17 protein-coding genes are annotated in these 20,904 nt (G+C 44.5%); 9 read left to right on the forward strand and 8 right to left on the reverse strand.

The window, feature by feature from the left end; genetic code table 11:
* Positions 1-176: 176 nt before the first annotated feature.
* The 3 genes from HC752_RS15485 to HC752_RS15495 form a co-directional block, all read right to left on the reverse strand.
* The gene (locus tag HC752_RS15485) at positions 177-1,679 is read right to left on the reverse strand and encodes an HD domain-containing phosphohydrolase (RefSeq protein ID WP_190336073.1); all 1,503 of its coding nucleotides are present in this window, start codon (positions 1,677-1,679) and stop codon (positions 177-179) included.
* A 346-nt stretch (positions 1,680-2,025) separates the two neighbouring features.
* The gene (asnS, locus tag HC752_RS15490; protein ID WP_190336112.1) at positions 2,026-3,426 is read right to left on the reverse strand and encodes an asparagine--tRNA ligase; all 1,401 of its coding nucleotides are present in this window, start codon (positions 3,424-3,426) and stop codon (positions 2,026-2,028) included.
* A gap of 119 nt (positions 3,427-3,545) precedes the next feature.
* Positions 3,546-5,165 (reverse strand): methyl-accepting chemotaxis protein, encoded by a 1,620-nt coding sequence (locus HC752_RS15495; RefSeq protein WP_190336074.1) that lies wholly within the window; start codon positions 5,163-5,165, stop codon positions 3,546-3,548.
* Positions 5,166-5,836: 671 nt separating this feature from the next.
* Here HC752_RS15495 and HC752_RS15500 point away from each other — a divergent pair.
* The 3 genes from HC752_RS15500 (at position 5,837) to queD (ending at position 8,081) form a co-directional block, all read left to right on the forward strand.
* On the forward strand, positions 5,837-6,397 hold the full coding sequence (locus tag HC752_RS15500; RefSeq protein ID WP_190336075.1) for a hypothetical protein: 561 nt from the start codon (positions 5,837-5,839) through the stop codon (positions 6,395-6,397).
* Positions 6,394-7,572 (forward strand): hypothetical protein, encoded by a 1,179-nt coding sequence (locus HC752_RS15505; RefSeq protein WP_190336076.1) that lies wholly within the window; start codon positions 6,394-6,396, stop codon positions 7,570-7,572. Before HC752_RS15500 ends, HC752_RS15505 begins: the two co-directional genes overlap by 4 nt.
* 146 nt (positions 7,573-7,718) lie before the next feature.
* Positions 7,719-8,081: a 6-carboxytetrahydropterin synthase QueD gene (gene queD, locus HC752_RS15510; protein ID WP_101114681.1), complete on the forward strand. Its 363-nt coding sequence runs from the start codon at positions 7,719-7,721 to the stop codon at positions 8,079-8,081.
* Positions 8,082-8,181: 100 nt separating this feature from the next.
* On the opposite strand, the gene HC752_RS15515 is transcribed toward queD, so the two are convergent.
* From HC752_RS15515 to HC752_RS15530, 4 genes are all read right to left on the reverse strand, one after another.
* Positions 8,182-8,658, reverse strand: a complete 477-nt coding sequence (locus HC752_RS15515; RefSeq protein ID WP_190336077.1) for a GNAT family N-acetyltransferase — start codon at positions 8,656-8,658, stop codon at positions 8,182-8,184.
* A 63-nt stretch (positions 8,659-8,721) separates the two neighbouring features.
* Positions 8,722-10,080, reverse strand: coding sequence for an L-serine ammonia-lyase (locus HC752_RS15520; protein WP_190336078.1), 1,359 nt, complete (start codon positions 10,078-10,080; stop codon positions 8,722-8,724).
* A gap of 81 nt (positions 10,081-10,161) precedes the next feature.
* Positions 10,162-11,415: an aromatic amino acid transport family protein gene (locus HC752_RS15525; RefSeq protein ID WP_190336079.1), complete on the reverse strand. Its 1,254-nt coding sequence runs from the start codon at positions 11,413-11,415 to the stop codon at positions 10,162-10,164.
* A gap of 335 nt (positions 11,416-11,750) precedes the next feature.
* Complete coding sequence (locus HC752_RS15530; protein WP_190336080.1) at positions 11,751-12,341, reverse strand: CoA pyrophosphatase; 591 nt, start codon at positions 12,339-12,341, stop codon at positions 11,751-11,753.
* 119 nt (positions 12,342-12,460) lie between these two features.
* Here HC752_RS15530 and HC752_RS15535 point away from each other — a divergent pair, with 119 nt between their 5' ends.
* Positions 12,461-13,000, forward strand: a complete 540-nt coding sequence (locus HC752_RS15535) for a heme NO-binding domain-containing protein (protein ID WP_190336081.1) — start codon at positions 12,461-12,463, stop codon at positions 12,998-13,000.
* 132 nt (positions 13,001-13,132) lie between these two features.
* Here HC752_RS15535 and pabB read toward each other — a convergent pair whose 3' ends face one another.
* Positions 13,133-14,500 (reverse strand): aminodeoxychorismate synthase component 1, encoded by a 1,368-nt coding sequence (pabB, locus tag HC752_RS15540; protein WP_190336082.1) that lies wholly within the window; start codon positions 14,498-14,500, stop codon positions 13,133-13,135.
* Between the two features lie 326 nt (positions 14,501-14,826).
* Here pabB and HC752_RS15545 point away from each other — a divergent pair, with 326 nt between their 5' ends.
* The 5 genes from HC752_RS15545 to tyrR all read left to right on the forward strand — a co-directional run bounded on the left by HC752_RS15545 (position 14,827) and on the right by tyrR (position 20,903).
* A complete protein-coding gene (locus tag HC752_RS15545; protein ID WP_190336083.1) occupies positions 14,827-16,350 on the forward strand; it encodes a fumarate hydratase in 1,524 nt (507 codons plus the stop codon).
* Positions 16,351-16,549: 199 nt separating this feature from the next.
* Positions 16,550-16,735 carry a hypothetical protein gene (locus HC752_RS15550; RefSeq protein ID WP_190336113.1) on the forward strand — a complete coding sequence of 62 codons (186 nt, stop codon included), beginning with the start codon at positions 16,550-16,552 and terminating at the stop codon, positions 16,733-16,735.
* 67 nt (positions 16,736-16,802) lie between these two features.
* Positions 16,803-18,182, forward strand: a complete 1,380-nt coding sequence (locus HC752_RS15555) for a YcjX family protein (protein WP_190336084.1) — start codon at positions 16,803-16,805, stop codon at positions 18,180-18,182.
* Entirely contained in the window at positions 18,179-19,201 is a 1,023-nt protein-coding gene (locus HC752_RS15560; protein ID WP_190336085.1) for a YcjF family protein, read from the forward strand. Before HC752_RS15555 ends, HC752_RS15560 begins: the two co-directional genes overlap by 4 nt.
* A 160-nt stretch (positions 19,202-19,361) precedes the next feature.
* Positions 19,362-20,903, forward strand: coding sequence for a transcriptional regulator TyrR (tyrR, locus tag HC752_RS15565; protein WP_190336086.1), 1,542 nt, complete (start codon positions 19,362-19,364; stop codon positions 20,901-20,903).
* Position 20,904: the final 1 nt, after the last annotated feature.

Raw genomic sequence — 20,904 nt, forward strand, 5'->3', positions numbered from 1 at the left:
TTACAACTGGATTTCAACAGAAAGAGGTATTTTTATTTGCTAACAGACCCGTGACCATACAACGTCAGAAAAATCGAATTGATCTCCTACTAATCCAGACGAATATGGCCAGTTAAATACACAAAACCACACACAGTTCGAAGCGGTGAGTATCTTGGGTATCGCGGCTAATAATACTAGGCAAGTTGCAGGTTATCGGCACTAGGCTTTTGGTCTTCGGCGTTCTGCTCGTTGTCTTTGTAGTGTGCCGCAATTTGTTTGAATTCATCTTCAACGTTTAAGAAGGCTTCTACCACTTCTGGGTCAAAGTGCTTTCCTGTGCCTTCTAGAATAATGCCCTTGGCTTTCTCGTGGCTGAACGCGGGTTTGTATACGCGCTTAGAAATCAGTGCATCATAGACATCCGCAAGAGCCATTAAGCGGCCAGAGAGTGGGATATCTTCTCCGGAGAGTGCATTTGGATAGCCGCTTCCATCCCACTTTTCATGGTGCGAGAGTGAAATTTCACGCGCCAGTTTCAAAAATGATGAACTGCCCATGCGCTTTTCCGCAATAGACAAAGCGTCTGCCCCAATCTGCGGGTGTCCTTTCATGATATCGAACTCTTCGTCCGTCAGCTTTCCAGGTTTTAAAAGGACAGCGTCGGGGATGCCGACTTTGCCCACATCGTGTAAGGGAGCCGACTTATAAAGGAGGTCGATATAAGCAGGGGATAAGAGACGACGATATTTTTCGGAAACAGACAGATGAATCGCTAATGCTTTCACGTATTCTTGGGTGCGTAAAATGTGCGCCCCAGTCTCGTTGTCACGGGACTCAGCCAGAGCGGCGAGGCTGACGATAGCCACATCACGCGTTGTTTGTATTTCATCTTGTGATTCTTGCAGTGAATCGAGCATTTGATTCGTTAGAGTCGCCATTGCCCCTAATTCATCATTTTGCGCTATCGGAAGTCTTGCTGAGATATTGCCATTGGTGACTTGAATGAGTGCTTTTTCTTGACTGATGAGAATCTTTTTCATTAGCCTCGCCCATAAGACGATGATAATGATGGCATACCCTGTGAGCACGGCGGCGATGTATATGAATTCTTTTAAGATGCTGAGTTTTCCAGAACCGTCATATAAGGCTTCTGGTGTGTTTTCTAGCCAATATATGTCTTTAAATGCCACCATGCTGAGCATGATAGCGAGCGTCGACAATAATAAAACAACCAGTGTAATCATTTGTTTTACCATTGAGCGCCGTTTGCCCATTAAACTAAAGCTGGCTTGATCTTGTTCCATTAAGGAGCTGAATTCTTTTATCTGGTGATTCAAATGCAAAATGCATCCGGTAAAAAAGCCGAATAACGTCATACCAAAGAGGACTTTTAAATTGCTTTCAATGGGAAAGTCATAAACAGAGCGATAAAAATAAGCAAAAGGAAGGCTGATCAGGAAAAACAGTGCCATGTCTAAACGAATAAAATTGGCGTTTTTCTTAGTAATATAAAGGTTGGTGATAGTGAGTCGTAGGGCAAAGAGAATTGCATAGACGGCACCTGTATGAAAAAGCACTTCTTTAAGCGTTAGGGTTTCCAGCATTGGGCATACTCGTCCCCCGTAAATACCAAACAGCAAACCCGCTATCGTATACAACGTGAAAGTAAGTGATGTATTAAAGTCCTTGGTGTTCATAGGACAATCCTTAATTGTTCTTTGGCCTATCTTATCTTCATTTCAGTCTAGCACTTTAACTCCGTGATCTTCCCATATATAGGTCTACAAGAATAAGACCGACCTTTCATTTTTTCCTTTCCGCTGAATATGTCCTGATTTCTTTAGGCGCATAGAGCAAGAACCATAGGCGTATAGAGCAAGAGCCATCGGTGTATAGAGCAAGAGCTATCGGTGTAAAGAGCAACAGGGGGATAAAGCAAGCAAAAGTACAGAGCATGGCGTTGAGTTTCTCTGAACTTGAGAGGGTAAAAACAAAAACGCCACTCAGATGAGTGGCGTTTGTATTGAAAAGGGGATGCAGCGTTTAGAAATTTGCACTACGTGGTGTACGTGGGAATGGAATCACGTCACGAACGTTACCCATACCGGTGACGTAAGACACTAGACGCTCAAAACCTAAGCCGAAACCAGCATGCGGAACCGTGCCGTATTTACGAAGGTCTCGGTACCAGCTCATGTGCTCAGGATCGATGTTCATTGCTATCATGCGCTCGTCAAGAATGTCCAGACGCTCTTCACGCTGTGCACCGCCAATGATTTCTCCGATGCCTGGTGCAAGTACGTCCATGGCTGCAACTGTTTTACCATCATCGTTTAGGCGCATGTAAAACGCTTTAATGTCTTTCGGGTAGTTCTTAACAATAACAGGCGCTTTGAAATGTTCTTCCGCAAGGAAACGCTCATGCTCAGAAGACATGTCGATACCCCATTCAACTGGGAATTCAAATTCTTTACCTGAATCCAGAAGAATTTGGATAGCGTCGGTGTAGTCCACTTGTGCAAAATCAGCGTTCACGAATTGCTCTAGACGAGTAATGGCGTCTTTGTCGATTCGCTGTGCAAAGAATTCTAGGTCGTCACGGCGTTCTGCAAGTACGGCTTTGAATACATATTTCAGCATGTCTTCCGCCAGTTTTGCTACGTCATCTAGGTCAGCAAACGCAACTTCAGGCTCAACCATCCAGAATTCGGCTAGATGGCGGCTTGTGTTGGAGTTTTCTGCGCGGAAAGTAGGGCCAAATGTATAAACTTTGCTGAGCGCACACGCATACGCTTCGGCGTTAAGTTGGCCAGAAACGGTTAGGAACGTCTCTTTACCGAAGAAATCTTCGTTATAGTCTACGTCGCCTTTGTCGGTGCGAGGCAGGTTTTCCATGTCTAGAGTGGAAACGCGGAACATCTCGCCAGCGCCTTCTGCATCAGATGCTGTGATAAGCGGAGCCGATGTCCAGAAGAACCCTTCTTCATGGTAAAAACGGTGAATGGCTTGAGATAAGCAGTTACGAACTCGAGCCACTGCACCAATCACGTTAGTACGTGGGCGTAGATGAGCGACTTCACGCAGATATTCAATTGAATGCCGTGTCTTAGCCATTGGGTAAGTGTCCGCATCTTCTACCCAGCCAACCACTTTCACGTCGGTTGCTGCGAGTTCGAAATCTTGACCTTTCGCTGGAGATTCTACAATCTTACCGGTTACTTCAACTGAGCAGCCTGTTGTTAGCTTCAATACTTCGTTGTCGTAATTATTAAGATTATTTGGGACCACGGCCTGAATCGGGTCGAAACAAGAGCCGTCATAAATGGCAAGGAAAGAGATTCCAGCTTTGGAATCACGACGTGAACGGATCCAACCGCGGACAGTGACTTCACTGTCTACCGCTAGCTTACCGCTTAATACGTCTGTTACAGGCGCGTAAGTCATGTTTGATATATTCTCCATAGGCAATACACAACCCGATTGAGTGATTTGTGAACGCTCAATCGGGTTAGAAATCATTTCTTTAATTTGAACCTGACATATTACCTGTCAAATCATTCGCTTCAACCTTTAATGTTGGGTGGAAGCGTAAATTGATTCAGTAATGTCTCAAGTTGCTCAGATAAATGCTCAAGATTTAGACTGATCTCGCGTGTTTGGCTCGCGGAGGTGGAGGTTTTATTTGCGTGTAAAGTAATGGTTTCTATTTTCTGACTTACATTATTGCTAACACATGTCTGCAATCTTACTTGTTCTTGAATGCTGTTGGCATGTTGGTTCGCTTGCTGCATCTCTTCCACTACGTCCGACAACGTCTGTGAGAGCAATTCAATGGATTCTGCCCTTGAGTGAGCTTGTTGGCAGACATGATCCACAGACTCAAGAGATTGATCGCTACCTTGTTGGAAATTCGAGATAATGGTTTCGATGCTGGCAGTCGCTTCTTGAGTGCGTTTTGCGAGTTGACGAACTTCGTCTGCGACGACGGCAAATCCTCGACCTTGTTCGCCCGCTCGGGCGGCTTCTATTGCGGCATTTAGGGCAAGTAGGTTGGTCTGTTCTGCAATGCCTTTGATGACAGCAAGAATGGTTGATACTTGACCTGTTTGCTCATTTAAGTTGGTGATCATGCCTTTCACCGATTCAATATCACCCACTAGATTTCGAATGTCTCTACTTGCATTGTGTGAACGTGCAGAACCCGATTTAGCGGTGTCTGTAGTGTGCGTAATCAAAGAAGAAGCTTCGACCGTGGCGTTTTCAATTCTTTGTTGCTGTTCTTGGAGCTCAATAATGTTCTGATTGACTTCAGCGGTTTCTATTTGCTGATTGTTCGCTGCATTATCGTTATCGCGTGCAACCCCAATAAGCTGTGTTGCAGAGAGCGCCAAAGAGCTGGAGGTCTGTTGTACTTGAGCTAGGCTGTCTGCAACATTATCGAGAAGTGTGTTGATGTCTTCTGTAAGCTGACCCACTTCATCCTTTTTATGCGTTTTCAGCCGAATAGAAAGATCTTTCTTTGTGCTGACCTGCTTCATAAATAAAGACGTATTTTTAAGAGGATTGACAACAATTTTGCGTATGACACCCTGTGCGACGAAAAAACCTAATGCGGCAATTCCGGTCATGATTGCGACTGCGATCAATGTGCGCTGACTCACCAAGGTATTTAAATGACTTAAGTTATACTCTAACCGAATCGCACCGAGTACCTCACCTTCTTGAGACATATGACACGTAATGCAATTGGTGCCGCGGTAGTTTTCTCTTGCTTTCATCGGCAGTGCCACGACAATGCCTTTTCCCCATTCCGCGTTAATGTTTTCAATCACGGTTTCGCCAGCCAGAGCGCGCCTATCAATCTCATCTTTTGGGTTTTGATACTCTGATCCCGGTCCATAAAGTTTGGAGACAGCGTTCGCTCTTAGTACTCGTACGTTTTCAATACCATCTTGCTCTAATGCTTTTTCTCGTAACGTTTCTTTTTGCGACATGGTGCCTGTCAGCATCATCATGTTAAGGCTATCAAAATAATTGCCTGCTTTATCCATTAGCTGTTCGCTTAATACGGTATTGATTAAGTTACGTTGCTGGAAGTATTGGTAAGTTGTCGATGAGGCTAATACCAGAGTGAAAACGGAAACCAATGTTAATAGTAATTTAGACGTAATCGAAATAGGCATAATGGGTAACTTAAAATGTTCGTTATAGATTTCGTGGGTACAATGTTAATATTAGAGCGCAAACTGGTGCGGAACAAATTTAAGCCTAATATCTGAGTTTTTATTTGTGAGCTGTATACGATGTTTTTTTGTTTAGAATAAATATAGGAGGAAAATAGAGAAAAGCGATGTATTTTTAGAACAATCGTATTCGATTTGAAGGGGTTTGGTGACCTCGTTTGACAAAAAGAAAGATGAGCAACACGATGAATCATTTTCACGCCATACGATGAGGGTTAGGCATACCAAGCCCTGTAAGCTGGTTCAACGTTGTGATGATGGCATAGTTACATCTGTCTTGAGCATTTTCCTTGGGCATTGCCTTCTATCCGGCTCGCTTGACCTTCCATTCTTCTTCCCTATAAACCTTGCCTATAAGCATTGAGTCCAGTGGCATGATTGATCACATGTCGTAAGACGTATCCGGTTTTGTTTCGCCTTCATCGAATGACACAATAAAGCCATTGGAAGGTGAAATGGGACACAATCTGTATTTATCACATAACTTGCCTATTCGTTGACTATAGGCTGACAATAATCCCCTTGGTGTAATGTAGAAATGACCTCCTCAAATACGCACGCTCGATAAAGAAGAGAAGCTTCAAATGTGAACCAATCAAGGAGGACTATACGTGTCGGTAAACGAGATTCAGAAACCAGGTTTAGAAGGCGATAGACTAAGCCCTAGCGGTTTTCCTATTGCTTTTTTTGTATTGTTCACTGTGTTATCTCTTTATTATCTTTGGGTTCTTTACCTTATTGCGACCCCTCAAGTCAGCTTATCTTACAAAACATACTATATGGATAAAAAGACACGTTACTGGGGTCATGATGATGAAACTTTTGAGATCCCTGAGTCTGGTGTGGTCGATCTGTCTCAAAAGTCACCCTTAATATCGAGATCGGGCTGGACAAAGGAAACGCTGGAGGGGTTTCGGACTTTAAAGTCGGAAGGCGGAATTTATTTCTCTTCTATTCCAGCGGGAAAGAAAACAATAACGTTAAAAATGAAAGGAAAAGACAGAATAAACAACATTTCTTATTTTTTAAATGGAATTAAGTTGAGCTCGTACCACACTTTTGATGAGGTAATTCTTTCAATTCCAGACTTGAGTGGATATTCATATGAGTTGAACTATTTGGAAATTAAATCTCCATATGAAATTAGTATAAGTTCGGTGATATTTAGATGAATACTACTATTTTAACCCATGGAAATACCTTCAATAAAAAGGTACAAAGCCAGTTACCCAATATTTCCTTGTCAAAAGAAGAATGGCTAACGATATTCTTTGCCGTAATATTTAGCCGTGCTTTATTGTATCTTGTTGGTTTCGTTGGTGTTGAATCCTTCAATACTGTCGATACCAGCGAACTCAATGCGTGGCAAGTGATCTGCCGTTTCGATTGTGTCTGGTTCCGGAGAATGATCGATTATGGCTATGATCTTTACCCTAAATGGTTAAGTGGGAAAAATGCTGCGAATTGGGCATTCATGCCGGTTACTCCCTATCTGGCTAAATTGCTCTTACCCATCTTAGATGATGCGAGGCTAGCGCTGATCGTCGTTTCCAACCTCTCTTTTTTTATTAGCGTACCTATCTTCATTATGACATTGAAGCAGATGGGGGTCAGTGCATCAGGGCAAAAATGTGCAGTATGGATAATGTGCTTTTGTCCTTTTACGGTCTATTCAATGGCTGGGTATGGTGAGCCTTTGTATATTGCGCTGGTATCTGGTGTTTTCCTTTTTTCCTACCGAGGGCAGTGGCTGTACGTCGCGTTATTAGGGTTTGTTGCGGCTATCACGCGCAACCTCGGAGTGATGTTAGTTTTTCCCATACTGATTATTGCAATACAGCATTACGGCTGGCGAGATCTGATTCGCTTTAAAATGCCTGCCGCTAAAGCACTGACTGCGATTTGGTGTGTGCCTTTGGGCTTTTTCGGATTCATGACCTTTTTGTATTTTCAAACGGGTGATGCGTTGGCGTTTGGTCACATACAGATAGCTTGGGGGCGTACTTTTACTCACCCTCTCAATTGGATTGAATATGGGTTTGAAAAAGGGGGAGCGAAGCTCTACCTGACTTTGGTCGCTTTATTCGGGTTTGCGATGGTGGGGTATCTTTGTGTTAAGCGCTACTACGGGGAAGCGGTATTTATGTTCATTAATCTGTATCTGCCGTTTTCTTCTGGCGTAAATGCAATGCCTCGATACCTATTCGGGCTGTACCCAGCGTTTTTCTGCCTAGTATTGCTGTTAGAAAAATACCCTAAGGCGAGAACGCCCACTCTATGTGCATTCAGTGCACTTTCGGTCATCATTACCATCGGTTTCTTTTCACGCGTTTTCTTTACGGTTTAAGACTATAAAACGCACGTATCTTGAGGTTGCTTGGGGATATCAGTTGCGACGTATCCTCAACAATAAGATGTTACTGATCTTCCCTTGTCTAATGCGAGGGATTTGAGTAGCATTGCCCCCTAATTAAGCTACTGCATAGTTAACTGATGAAAACTGAATTGTATAAAGAGTTCATGTTTGAAGCGGCACACCGTCTTCCACATGTTCCTGAAGGACACAAATGTGGCCGTTTGCATGGTCATTCGTTCCTTGTTCGCTTGTACGTTGAAGGTGAAGTGGATCAATATACGGGCTGGGTTATCGATTTCTCTGAGATCAAAGCAGCATTTAAGCCGATTTATGATCGCTTGGATCACTACTATTTGAACGACATTCCTGGGTTGGAAAACCCAACCAGTGAAGTATTAGCAAAATGGATATGGAATGAACTGAAACCGTCATTGCCTTTGCTAAGTAAAGTCGAAATCAAAGAAACCTGCACCGCAGGCTGTATTTATAAAGGCGAGTAATCGTTTTATATTTAAAGCATGAAAATCCCGAGAAAATCTCGGGATTTTTGTCTTTATCGTCTCGACGAGCCATCGCCCCAAATTGACTAGGGTAGCGCTGTTAGAAAGGAGCGGTTATCGCTTTTCTCAAAATTCTAAGTTGCTTGTTGCCATCGTAAAAAGGTTTGTTGGTATCTTCAAAATCGGCACTTAAAAAACACTGATAAGCGGCTTCATTGTCTGTTTCTATGATGACACATACGGAATCGTAGTTGGCGTAAGCGGTATAAAGGTAAGCGAATAAGCGTTCAAGTGTTGCCTTTGCTTTTCCTTGCCGTTGAAAACGTTGATCGATGACTAGATTTCTCAATCCAATCTCTCGGCTTTTTACAAAGGTAAACTTCTTTTCAAATCCTTCATCTAGCGCAAAGAAACCAATGGGCTTACCGCCTTCAGATACCGAATATATGACGTCCTGCTTGTCTCTATGTTCATACAGGTGATCAAAGGTTTCTACAAATTGGCTCTGTTCTGACGTAACGTTTAACTCTATAAGTGAAGAAAAGTGTTTGATTTTTGGGCGTTTGATAGCAATCATAATCGTTATATACAAATAGGGGCATGGATATCCATGCCCCTAGTGTATTTCTAGATTAAGTTATCAGCAAATAACTTTTACGGCTAATCCGCCTTGTGATGTTTCTCGGTACTTGGCGTTCATGTCTTTACCTGTCTCCAGCATCGTTTCAATAACTTTATCGAGAGATACTCGTGGTTCAGAAGAGCGGCGTAGTGCCATGCGAGTGGCGTTAATGGCTTTCACTGCGGCGATACCATTACGTTCAATACAAGGCACTTGAACCTGGCCGGCGACAGGGTCACACGTAAGACCAAGGTTATGTTCCATCGCAATTTCCGCTGCCATGCACACTTGCTCAGGGCTTCCGCCCATCAGTTCCGCAAGGCCTGCGGCAGCCATAGAACAAGCGACACCGACTTCACCCTGACAGCCTACTTCAGCGCCCGAAATGGAGGCGTTTTGTTTAAACAAGCCACCTACCGCACCTGATGCAGCAAAATAGCGAGTGTATTCTTTTACACCAACAGATTGTACGAATTTGTCGTAGTACGCCAAAACGGCCGGAATTATGCCGCACGCTCCATTGGTTGGGGCGGTGACCACACGTCCGCCAGCGGCGTTTTCTTCATTAACGGCAAAAGCGTACATGTTTACCCAATCGACAACTGTCATGGGATCGTTAGAAAGGCGCTCACCTGTTTTAAGTTGTTGATGCAAAGCGGCTGCTCGACGAGGAACTCGAAGAGGTCCGGGTAGCACGCCCTCGGTATTCAAACCACGCTCCATGCAGGCTTGCATGGTATTCCAAATGTGCTCAAACTCGACTTCGATCTTGTTTGTGTCTTTAACAACGCGCTCGTTTGCCATGACCAAAGCACTGATCGATAGACAATTGTCTTTACAAAGGTCTATCAACTCTTTCGCGCTATTGAATTCGTAAGGAACAATGACTTTGTCTTCAGGTTCTACGCCAAAGTTTTCCTCATCAACGATAAACCCACCGCCAATAGAGTAATACGTTTTGGTATGAACCAAATCACCTTGGCTAAATGCGTGGATCTGCATTCCGTTTTCATGCAACGACAAGTTGCTCGTACGGAATATCATGTCTACGTCGTAGTCAAACGTCGCTTCTTTTTGGTTCGCAAGAGGCAAAATTTTTGAGGATTTTACCGTATCGATGAAAGAGGGAATAGAATCAATATCTACACTCTCAGGAGAGTTACCAGCTAAGCCAAGAATAATGGCTATGTCCGTATGGTGACCTTTCCCAGTTAAAGAAAGGGATCCATAAACATCGACTTTAATGTGGTCAACATCCGCTAGACGACCTTGTTTAACAAGATCGTCGACAAAATACTGACCGGCCTTCATTGGCCCTACTGTGTGTGAGCTTGAAGGCCCAATGCCGACTTTATAGATGTCGAATACGCTGATCATATGTTTACCTTAGGTTGAGCCTCCGCAAGTATTGAGAGGCTCTTTATTATCTTTATAAAATTGCATTCGCGTCAGCGAAATTTAAAGAGCGCTGTAGATTACAGAAGTTATAGACGCCAGACCACAAATTGCTGTGAAAACTTGTACAAATGCTGACGTTTTGTACTTTGCCATTGCCGGGATTTTTTGCATTGCAAATACAGGCATAAGAAACAAAATAGCGGCAATCATCGGTGCGCCCATCGTTTCAATCATACCCAGAATTGATGGGTTCACAATCGCAACAATCCAGGTTGTGATCCCAATAAAGATCAAAGAGATTTTTTCTATGCGCTTAACGGATGTATCACAACGAGATTTAGTGAGACCAACCAAGCCTTCTTGCGCACCTAAGAAATGGCCAAAGTAGCTGGAGGTGATAGCGGCAAACGCAATGAAAGGACCAAGAATCGAAATGAGTGGTGATTCATGCACATTGGCCAGGTAAGACAATACGCTGATGTTCTGTTCTTGTGCTGTTGCCAGTTGCTCTGGTGACAGCGAAAGTACCACCGAAAAGACGAAGAACATCACGAAACCCATCAGCATCATAGCGCCGCCGCCTGTGATCATGTCGGTTTTTTGGGCTGCGTCTTCACCGTATATACGGCGTTGTTCTTTCGCAAATTGGCTGATGATTGGGCTGTGGTTGAATGAAAACACGATGATCGGAATGGCTAACCAAATAACACTTGGCATGGCAGACCAATCTGGGCTGACCGACATCATGGAAGTGTTCCAATCAGGAATGAGATAAAACGATAAAGCCAATAGAATGAATACCAAAGGGTAAACCATCATTGAGGTTGCTTTTAGCATCAGTTCTTTGCCAAAAACGACACCAGCAGTCATCAGAGAGATTAACGCACCAGAAAGTAACCAGCGCGGCATGGACGCAAAGCCAAGTTGGTTCACCATGAAAGAATCGACGGTATTGGTAATGCCAACGCCGTAAATAAGAACGATAGGGTAAATGGCGAAGAAGTAAGCAAAAGTAATGATGTTTGCGCCAGTTTTACCGAAATGTTCTTCCACGGTATCTGTAATGTCGGCGTTAGGGTTTTTAGCGGATAAAACAAAGCGAGCAAGACCTTTGTGTGCAAACCAAGTCATTGGTGCTGCGAGCAAAGCAAGGATAACTAATGGCCAAAAACCACCGGCACCTGCTTTAATAGGAAGAAACAGAACACCAGCACCCACTGCGGTTCCAAAAAGTGAAAGAGCCCAAGTGAAGTCTCTATAAGTCCATTTTGATTGAGTCCCTTCGGCGCGAGCCGGAGTAACGTTTGATTGCATATTTATTGTCTCGTGTAATGTTAGGGAACAGGTATTACAAGGGCTATTGTCTCCGTTTTTTGGTGAAATGTCAGGATCGGGATCAATAAATATTGCGAGTATGAAAACAATGATTAACAAAGGAGAGATAAATCACGAAAAATACGTGCTACACATTAGATTTGGTAGTGCTATCCATAAGAAAAAATAATTCGAAATGGTGTTAGGTTTCTTTACGATGCAAGCAAACGATTGCGCTATTTCGTCGGGGTCGTCTGTGGTCGGAGGGATTTGGCAAGGCATTCATATAATGAATAAGAAAAAGTAAACTATAAAATCAGAGTGTTCAACAAGAGTTACCTTATAAATTGTGTATGAAGAGTATGAATAATTTGTGCCGTGACTCCCCATATAAGATGACTTTCAAATGGGATGCTGTACACAACTCTGCGCGACCCATTAAAGTATGCACCTAAGGCGTGAATATTTGATTTTTTGAATAAATACTCAATTGGTGCCTCAAAAATAAAATCCACTTCATTGGGATCTGTCTGGGCTTGGTAGCGGTTATCAGCAAAGGCAATGACGGGGGTGACTTCAAAACCGCTGATGGTTTTTATCGGATTGAGTTGACCTAAGTGATGGATTTGGCTGGCGGCCAGTCCAATTTCTTCATTCGCTTCTCGCATTGCGGTTTCAAATGGCGATGTATCGCCTTTTTCTGTTTTTCCCCCAGGGAAGCTTATTTGCCCCGGATGATGACGAAGGTGAGAGGCACGGCGAGTCAATATCATGTTTAAACCCGTCTCTCGCTCTACGAGACCTATCAGCACGGCCGCCGTGCGAAAGGTATCGCGCTCTGAGTCATCATGTCTTGTGAAGCTTTCTCTATGATATTCCAAAGGTGGAGTAAATAGAAAGCGCTTGAGAAACTCATCTTTATCCATAAATGCCTACTTTTTCTTAACTATCTTATTAATTGTTAATGAAAATTGAAAAAATGACTAGTGTGGATCATGCTTTTATTACCAAAGTCGTAAATATGGTTATTTGCTAAGGGGAGAAAATGAAGGGCTTAATATTTACCGAATTCCTTGAGTTGGTTGAACAAAAGTTCGGTTTACCAACGCTGGATAAAATACTGGATATTGCTGGTGACGATGGTGTTTATACGTCAGTAGGCAGCTATAGCCACCTTCATTTGATCGAGCTTATCATGGCACTGAGTGAGGAAACTGGGGTCGGCACCGATGAACTTCAGGAAGTATTTGGTAGAGCCACATTTACGAAGCTTTTCAGCACATTGACACCAGAAGATGTCTTAAATAACAGCAACAGTACATTCCAGTTTCTTCGTCACGTTGAAGATCATATTCATCTAGAAGTCAAAAAACTGTATCCCGATGCGCAACCACCAAAGTTTAAATTTTTGTCTGAAAATCAAACGGAATTGGTGATTGAATATCGAAGTGCTCGATGCATGGGGAGTGTTTGCAAAGGACTGATTTTGGGGTGCGCTGATCATTTTCAAGAAAATTTATCCGTGAAAATGAAACCAATGTTAGAGGACGCCAGTCTGGTGAGATTTACGCTCACGCTGATTTAACTTGAACTCGCGACAACACATGGCTTTCATGGCTCTTTGAGTTATCACGGTGCAGAGAAGTGGTGGCAAGAAAGCCGGATAAAATGGGAGCTTTGACGTGCCCCCAAGATAGACGTTAGCCAAGAGTGGACGTTAGCCAAGAATTGGCAAGATTCGGCTGAGCTTGTCGAAGGTTTCTTGGTATTCGGAGTTGGCTTCGCTGTCTGCCACCAGCCCACCGCCAGCCCAAGCATACAGAGTTTGATTTTCTGCCACCAATGTGCGAATGGTGATACTTGTGTCCATTCTCCCGCAGCGGCTAATGTAACCAATGCTGCCGCAGTAAGCATTACGGCGATGCGGCTCCAATTCTTCTATGATTTCCATCGCTCTGACTTTGGGGGCCCCAGTGATTGAACCACCAGGGAAACACGCACGCAGTAAGTCGGTAGCGGATTTATCTTCGGCTAATTCTGCCGTAACCGTACTCACCAAATGGTGGACAGCTGGAAAGCTCTCAATTGAAAACAGTGTTGGAACGGCAACGGTACCAGGTTTAGCCACTCTGCCTATATCATTTCTGAGCAAATCAACAATCATCAGGTTTTCTGCCTGATCTTTTTCAGCCAACTGTAACGATTGTGCTTGCGCTTCATCCTGCTTTGGATCATCCGATCTTGGGCGAGTGCCTTTAATGGGCTTAGTTTCGATGACGCCATTTTTCAGTTGCAAAAACCGTTCAGGAGAAACGCTGATGATCGTGCTGTTTTCCATTCGGATAAAGGCAGAAAAAGGCGCTTTGTTTTGCTCTTCAAGCCTTACATAAGCGAGCCATTCGCTGCCTTTATAGCTTGCTGAAAAACGCTGCGCCAAATTGATTTGATAGCAGTCTCCAGCTTGCAAATAATCTTGAACTTGATTGAATCGCGTAACGTAATCATTTTTGCTGAGGTTCGATCGCCAACGGGTGATGAGCGAAAATTCGTCCAGTTTTTGAACCTCGGCAAGATTGGACAGCCATTCCCATTGAGATTGGGCGGACGTACCGATAAGCGTTGCTTTCTTTAGTTGATGATCACAAATTAATGCCCACTCATAGATGCCAACAGCCATATCCGGTGAGTTGATGTCTTTTTCAGCATGCACAGGTATCGCCTCGACACGTCTTCCCAAGTCGTAGCTGAAATAGCCAAGTGCGCCGCCGACAAACGGTAAGTCGTCCATAGGCTGCACCTTGGGCAAGCATTCGGATTGCAGCGCATCCAATAACTGAAAAGGATCGTCTTTGGATACGAATGAACGATGACCTTGATCTACGGTAGTGCTGTCTCCAGAAGTAATAATGGTGGCAACTGGATTGGCTACAAGAATATCAAAGCGGCTATCGGGGTGGCTTTCAGAAGCGGAACGCAGCAGCATGGACCAAGGTCGTGATTCGATCTTGCTGAAGAGATCAGAGGCGAGCGATGGTGAGTACTCAATAGAGACCGAAGATAGAGTTTTAATAGACTTGTTATTCATTTGTATAAATTTGTGACAAAGAGTTCGGAGACTACGTAGCGGATTGTGGTGAGCCAGAGTATCATAAAAGAGAGTTAGAGGATGCAACCTAAAGATAGATTTTATCGGTCTGATTAAAAAGTATCCCAAAGACAAAAAGAGAAACAGTTTGTTGATACTCAAGCGACTTTCTTAGGTTCTGCTCACTTAGGCGTTAGAAGTTTCGTTTTTGAGCCGAGTTGTTAGAACTTCGTTTTTTTAGACAGCGCTCTCGCTATTGTGAGAGGAGAGAAAGTGGTTTTGGTATACCAAAATGGAAGCACAAATTATAACAATCGAGGCAATGTATGACCGTTATTCGTAAGCAAGATGTTATCAGTAGTGTGGCTGATGCACTTCAATACATTTCTTATTACCACCCTATGGACTTTGTCCAAGCCCTAGATGAAGCCTATCAACGTGAAGAAAGCCAAGCGGCAAAAGATGCCATTGCTCAGATCCTAATCAACTCGCGCATGTCCGCTGAAGGTCACCGACCTATTTGTCAGGATACGGGTATCGTGACGTGTTTTGTGAATATCGGAATGGGCGTGCAGTGGGACACCACCGACATGACTGTACAGCAAATGGTCGATGAAGGTGTTCGCCAAGCGTATACCAACCCTGATAACCCTTTGCGTGCGTCAGTTTTGATGGATCCCGCCGGCAAGCGAATCAACACCAAAGACAACACGCCAGCGGTTGTTCATATCAATATGGTACCGGGCGATAAAGTGGAAATTCAAATCGCGGCGAAAGGTGGCGGCAGCGAAAACAAGACCAAAATGGTGATGTTAAACCCATCGGACGACATTGCTGAATGGGTTGAGAAAACATTGCCAACCATGGGGGCAGGCTGGTGCCCACCCGGTATGTTAGGCATTGGTATCGGGGGCACTGCTGAAAAAGCCGCCGTATTGGCGAAAGAATCGCTCATGGAACACATCGATATTCATGAGTTGATCGAACGAGGTCCTGAGAACGCGGAAGAAGAGTTACGTTTGGATATCTTCAATCGTGTGAATAGGCTCGGTATTGGCGCACAAGGTTTAGGTGGATTGACGACGGTGGTGGATGTGAAAATCAAAACCGCACCCACGCACGCCGCATCAAAACCAGTTTGCTTAATTCCTAACTGTGCAGCGACTCGTCATGTTCATTTTACTCTCGATGGCACCGGTCCAGCTGAGCTGACGCCACCTAAGTTAGAAGATTGGCCGGATATTACGTGGGAAGCGGGAGAAAACACACGTCGTGTGAACCTTGATACCATAACTAAGGAAGACGTTCAGGAGTGGAAGACGGGGGAAACCGTGCTTCTATCTGGAAAAATCTTGACTGGTCGTGATGCGGCTCATAAACGCTTGCAAGGTATGCTACAAAGTGGTGAAGGCTTACCGGATGGCGTGGATCTGAAAGGCAAATTTATCTACTACGTTGGTCCTGTTGATGCGGTTGGTGATGAAGTTGTAGGGCCAGCCGGTCCAACGACCTCAACCCGTATGGACAAATTCACCGATATGATGCTGGAAGAAACGGGCATCATGGGCATGATTGGTAAAGCGGAGCGTGGTCCGGCGACCGTAGAGTCCATCAAAAACCACAAAGCCGTCTATCTAATGGCCGTCGGTGGCGCAGCCTACTTAGTGGCAAAAGCGATTAAGAAAGCCCGTGTCGTGGCATTTGAAGACTTAGGTATGGAAGCGATTTATGAATTTGAAGTGGAAGACATGCCGGTAACCGTTGCGGTCGATTCAACGGGTGCAAATGCGCATCAAATTGGTCCGGATACATGGAAAGTGAAAATTGCCGAAGCCAGCAAAGCACAGTAAAAAGAGCACAGTAAAAAGGACATACTGAAAAGAACCTAGAGAATAGGGCATAGCGAATAAGTTCGTTTGAGTATAAGCGAAATCCCACTTTTCAAATATTGATGATGAAAACGCAGCTAACGCTGCGTTTTTTTTGGTTTTTCATTTGGTAAGCGTTAGTATCGGTTTATATGAAAGGCAAAAACAAAAAGGAGAAATGATGCCTCGTTTTGTGAAATTCCTACAAATTCTGATTGCTGTTATCGTTGGTGTGATAGTGGGTTACGACGTGATCCTTCGTGGTATCGCCGTTTTTCAAGAAACCTATGTAATTACGACGGTTGTTCTGACTTTACTGCTCGAACTTGCATTGTTCGTTATCTACAAATTGATTGAAGACGATTAAGAGCAGTTCATCTGGTATTAATTCCGTTTTTTGCATACTCTGGCTGCGTTAGTACTGGAGTATGTGAATGAAACGAATCACTCAAGAAGTCAACGACTTAGTCCATCGTGGTATGGACAGACACATAAAACTGGCGGTGACTGGGCTGTCTCGGGCAGGCAAAACGGCTTTTATCACGTCGTTAGTTAATCAACTGCTTCATTCGTCCACTCATGACAACCTTCCCTTACTGGCCGTCTCTCAAGAGCATCGGCTTGTCGGTGCCAAGCGCGTGCCGCAATCCAATCTGATGGTGCCTCGTTTTGGCTATGAAGAGGCCATCGATTCGCTTCAGTCTGCTCCCCCTGCGTGGCCTAAACCCACCCGAGATGTCAGTGAAATTCGCTTAGCCATCAAATATCGCCCGCATTCTGGTGTCATGAAATACCTTTCAAGCACAGCAACGTTGTATTTGGATATTGTTGACTATCCAGGCGAATGGTTATTGGATTTGCCGCTTCTTGAAATGAGTTTTGAAGAGTGGAGTCAATCGCAGTTTGAATCGGTAAAAAGCGATCGTAAGGCACTCGCACTGGATTGGCTTAACGCGATGTCAGGGTTTGACCCTAATGCAGACGCGAATGAAAAGGAATTGGCGGATCTTAGTGCCCGTTATACGGCGTTTTTGCACCGATGTAAGGAGGAAGGGTTTCATTGGGTTCAACCGGGGCGCTTCGTATTACCCGGAGAGTTGGCGGGTGCACCGGTATTACAATTTTTCCCCTTGCAGGACCTTTCCAACGTTGATGACACTCTAAAAGGCAGCCAATATGCCATGCTGAAGCAACGCTATCAGGAGTATCAGCAAAAAGTGGTTAACGTGTTCTATAAAGAGCATTTTTCAACGTTTGATAGGCAAATCGTGCTAGTGGATTGCTTGCAGCCCTTAAATGCAGGAAGAGCGTCTTTTCATGATATGAAAGGCGCCATAGAGCAGCTTCTTCGATCATTCAAATACGGAAGAAATCATCTGCTAAGACGCCTGTTCTCGACCAAAATAGACAAAGTACTGTTTGCAGCAACGAAAGCCGATCATGTCACACCCGATCAGCATGCCAATTTGGCATCCTTGCTGAAGCAAATGGTGCATCCAGCTTGGCAACACGCCGCATTCGAGAATATTGATATGAGTTGCATGACACTCGCATCCATTCAAGCGACACAGGCAGGGTTTGTTGGTACTGGTGATGAACATTGCCCAGCGATACAGGGAACGCTGCTTTCTGATGAAGCGATGACGCTTTACCCAGGCGAAGTACCGCGCACTCTGCCGGACGAACAATATTGGGCAACCCATACGTTCGACTTTCAAAGTTTCAGACCTTCACAGGTGGAGGAAGGCGAACCATTGAAGCACGTTAGAATGGATAAAGCGCTGCAATATCTGATAGGGGACAAACTAGCATGAGTGAATTCAAACCAAAACGCGTTTTCAACGAACCCTTGGATGTGGGAAATGACAAAGCAGGAAAAGAGCTCAATGTGCACCTACAGTTTGATGAAACCACCAAATTTGTACCCGCTGAAGTAAAAGCAGAACCAGAAAGTGACGAGAGTTTAGACACGGCCATCAAACCCTCCACTAAACGTCGTTGGGGAGTCACAGGGTTACTTGCAGGGTTTACCGGGCTCGTTGCTTGGCAAACAGTCGATACTTTTTTCACGGCTTTTCAATCGGGTGACTGGCTGACATTTGGTTGGTCGGCTTTTGTTGCCGGATTAGCGTCTGTCGGGATTGGTATCATTGGAAAAGAGCTTTGGAAACTAAAAAAGCTGCGCCAACGGTTCTCAACTCAAGACAATGCTCAGGCTATTTTCGAAGCCGACCAAATTGGTAAAGCGAAACCTTTTTGTGCTTCTATCGCCAAGCAAGCTGGAATAGACGAACATTCCCCTTCTTATGATCGCTGGGTAAACGCCATTAACGCCAATCACAGTGATCAGGAAGTCCTACAAATGTATGACTGCCTTGTCCTCAGGGAACTGGATAAAAAAGGAAAAGAGCTTATCACGCGCTCTGCAAGCGAATCGGCATTGCTTGTTGCTGTCAGCCCATTAGCCACTGCCGACATGATTTTGGTGGCGTGGCGTAACTTTAAATTAATCGATCAGCTTGCCAAATTGTATGGTGTGGAACTGGGTTACTGGTCGCGCATCAAATTACTTAAGCTGGTTTTAGTGAATATGGCGGCCGCAGGGGCAACAGAGTTGGTTGCCGATGCCAGTATGGATCTTCTTTCCATGGATTTAGCTGGGAAGGTGTCGACGCGTGTCGCTCAAGGCATTGGTGTAGGGTTACTTACCGCTAGACTTGGTATTCGTGCCATGTCTTTATTGAGACCAATACGCTGGCAAGCGAATGACAAAATCAAGCTTGGAGAAGTGAGGAAGGGCATTGTTTCGCGCATTTCTAAACGGGTTTCTTAAATGAACGCTCTTATTCGTGTGGTATTTCTTGTACAGAGAATCAGCAAACAGCGGCACGACCTCCCTAAGAACACTCTATTTGAGTGAGTTTTCTTGACTGTCTTTCGCGCTTGTTTCAGACTAGGTGTCAACTTTTCCTGACACCTTGATGGATTCCAAAGTGCGTTTAGAAGTTTTATGTGAAGATCGGTTAGGTCTTACCCGAGAGTTGCTGGGTATCCTTGCAACGAAAGAGATTGATCTCAGAGGGATAGAGATCGATCGTCGCGGCATTATCTATCTCAATTGCCCTGAAATTGAATTTGATGATTTTCGTGATCTTATGGCACAAATCCGTTTGATAAACGGCGTAACCGACGTCCGAAAAATCCAATTTATGCCAAGCGAAAGGCAAAGCACAGAGCTTATGGCCTTGTTGGCTAATTTGCCTGATCCTGTTCTATCGGTGAGCTTAAAAGGCATCATAGACGTGGCAAACCATTCCGCTCATGATCTGTTTTTTCATCAGGGTGCCAAACTCATCGATGAACCGATTGGTCATTACATACCGCAATTCAACTTTGCTCGTTGGCTCGAAGAAAGCAGTGCGCGCTTTCGAGACACGGTAGTCATCAATGGGCTGGATTACACGCTAGAAGTGATGCCGGTGTACATTACTGGTGAATCTAACGATACGGTTTTGGCCAGTGCGGTCATTACATTGAAAAACCGACAGCCGAACATACAAAACGATCCTTTCTTATCCGAGAGCAATCATTTAGGTTTTGAGCACTTTGTGGGGAGTTCCAGCCGACATAAAAGCCTTATGGCACAAGCCAAAAAGCTTGCCACGATGAGCCAGCCTTTACTTATTGAAGGGGAAACAGGCACCGGAAAAGAAATGCTGGCGCGCGCTTGCCATAATCGCTCAGAAAGGGCGAGCCACCCATTTCTCGTTTTAAGCTGTGCTTCAATGCCAGATGATGTAGCGGAAACGGAGTTGTTTGGTCATGCTCCTGGGACGTTTAACAACCAAGTAGGGCATGTTGGCATATTTGAGCAAGCAAATGGCGGAACGGTTTTTCTCGATGAAATTGGAGAGATGAGTGCACATCTTCAAATTAAGCTGTTACGTTTTCTGCAAGATGGAACGTTTCGCCGCGTAGGGGAAGAAAAGGAAGTGCATGTCGATGTTCGTGTGATTGCCGCCACCAAGCAAAAGCTGGCTGAGTTAACGGAATCGGGTGTGTTCCGCGAAGATTTGTACTATCGCTTGAATGTATTGAGCCTGCATATTCCAGCGTTACGAGAACGCAGTACCGATGTTGCTACGCTGCTGGATCTCTTTATGTCTAAGTATGCCCATCAATTAGGGGTAAACAAGCCTGCTATCAGTGAAGGTGCGATCGAAAAGCTCAGTCAGTATCCATGGCCAGGCAACATACGCCAGCTCGACAATATGGTGCTAAGAGCCATGACTCGACTGTCAGGCGATACGCTTCAAATTGAGGATTTTGAACTGCCTTCAATCGAGCAATCGAATGCGTTTTTGGGGGTGAATATGGACGGATCACTTGATGAGATCATGAAGTCCTATGAGTCTCAAATTCTACAAAATTTATATCAATCGTTCCCTTCCAGTCGCAAATTGGCAAAACGTTTGAATGTTTCACACACATCCATTGCCAACAAATTACGCGATTACGGTATCAGGAAGTCCTAAC

The organism is Vibrio sp. S9_S30, from assembly GCF_014694455.1.
Taxonomy (GTDB): Bacteria; Pseudomonadota; Gammaproteobacteria; order Enterobacterales; family Vibrionaceae; genus Vibrio.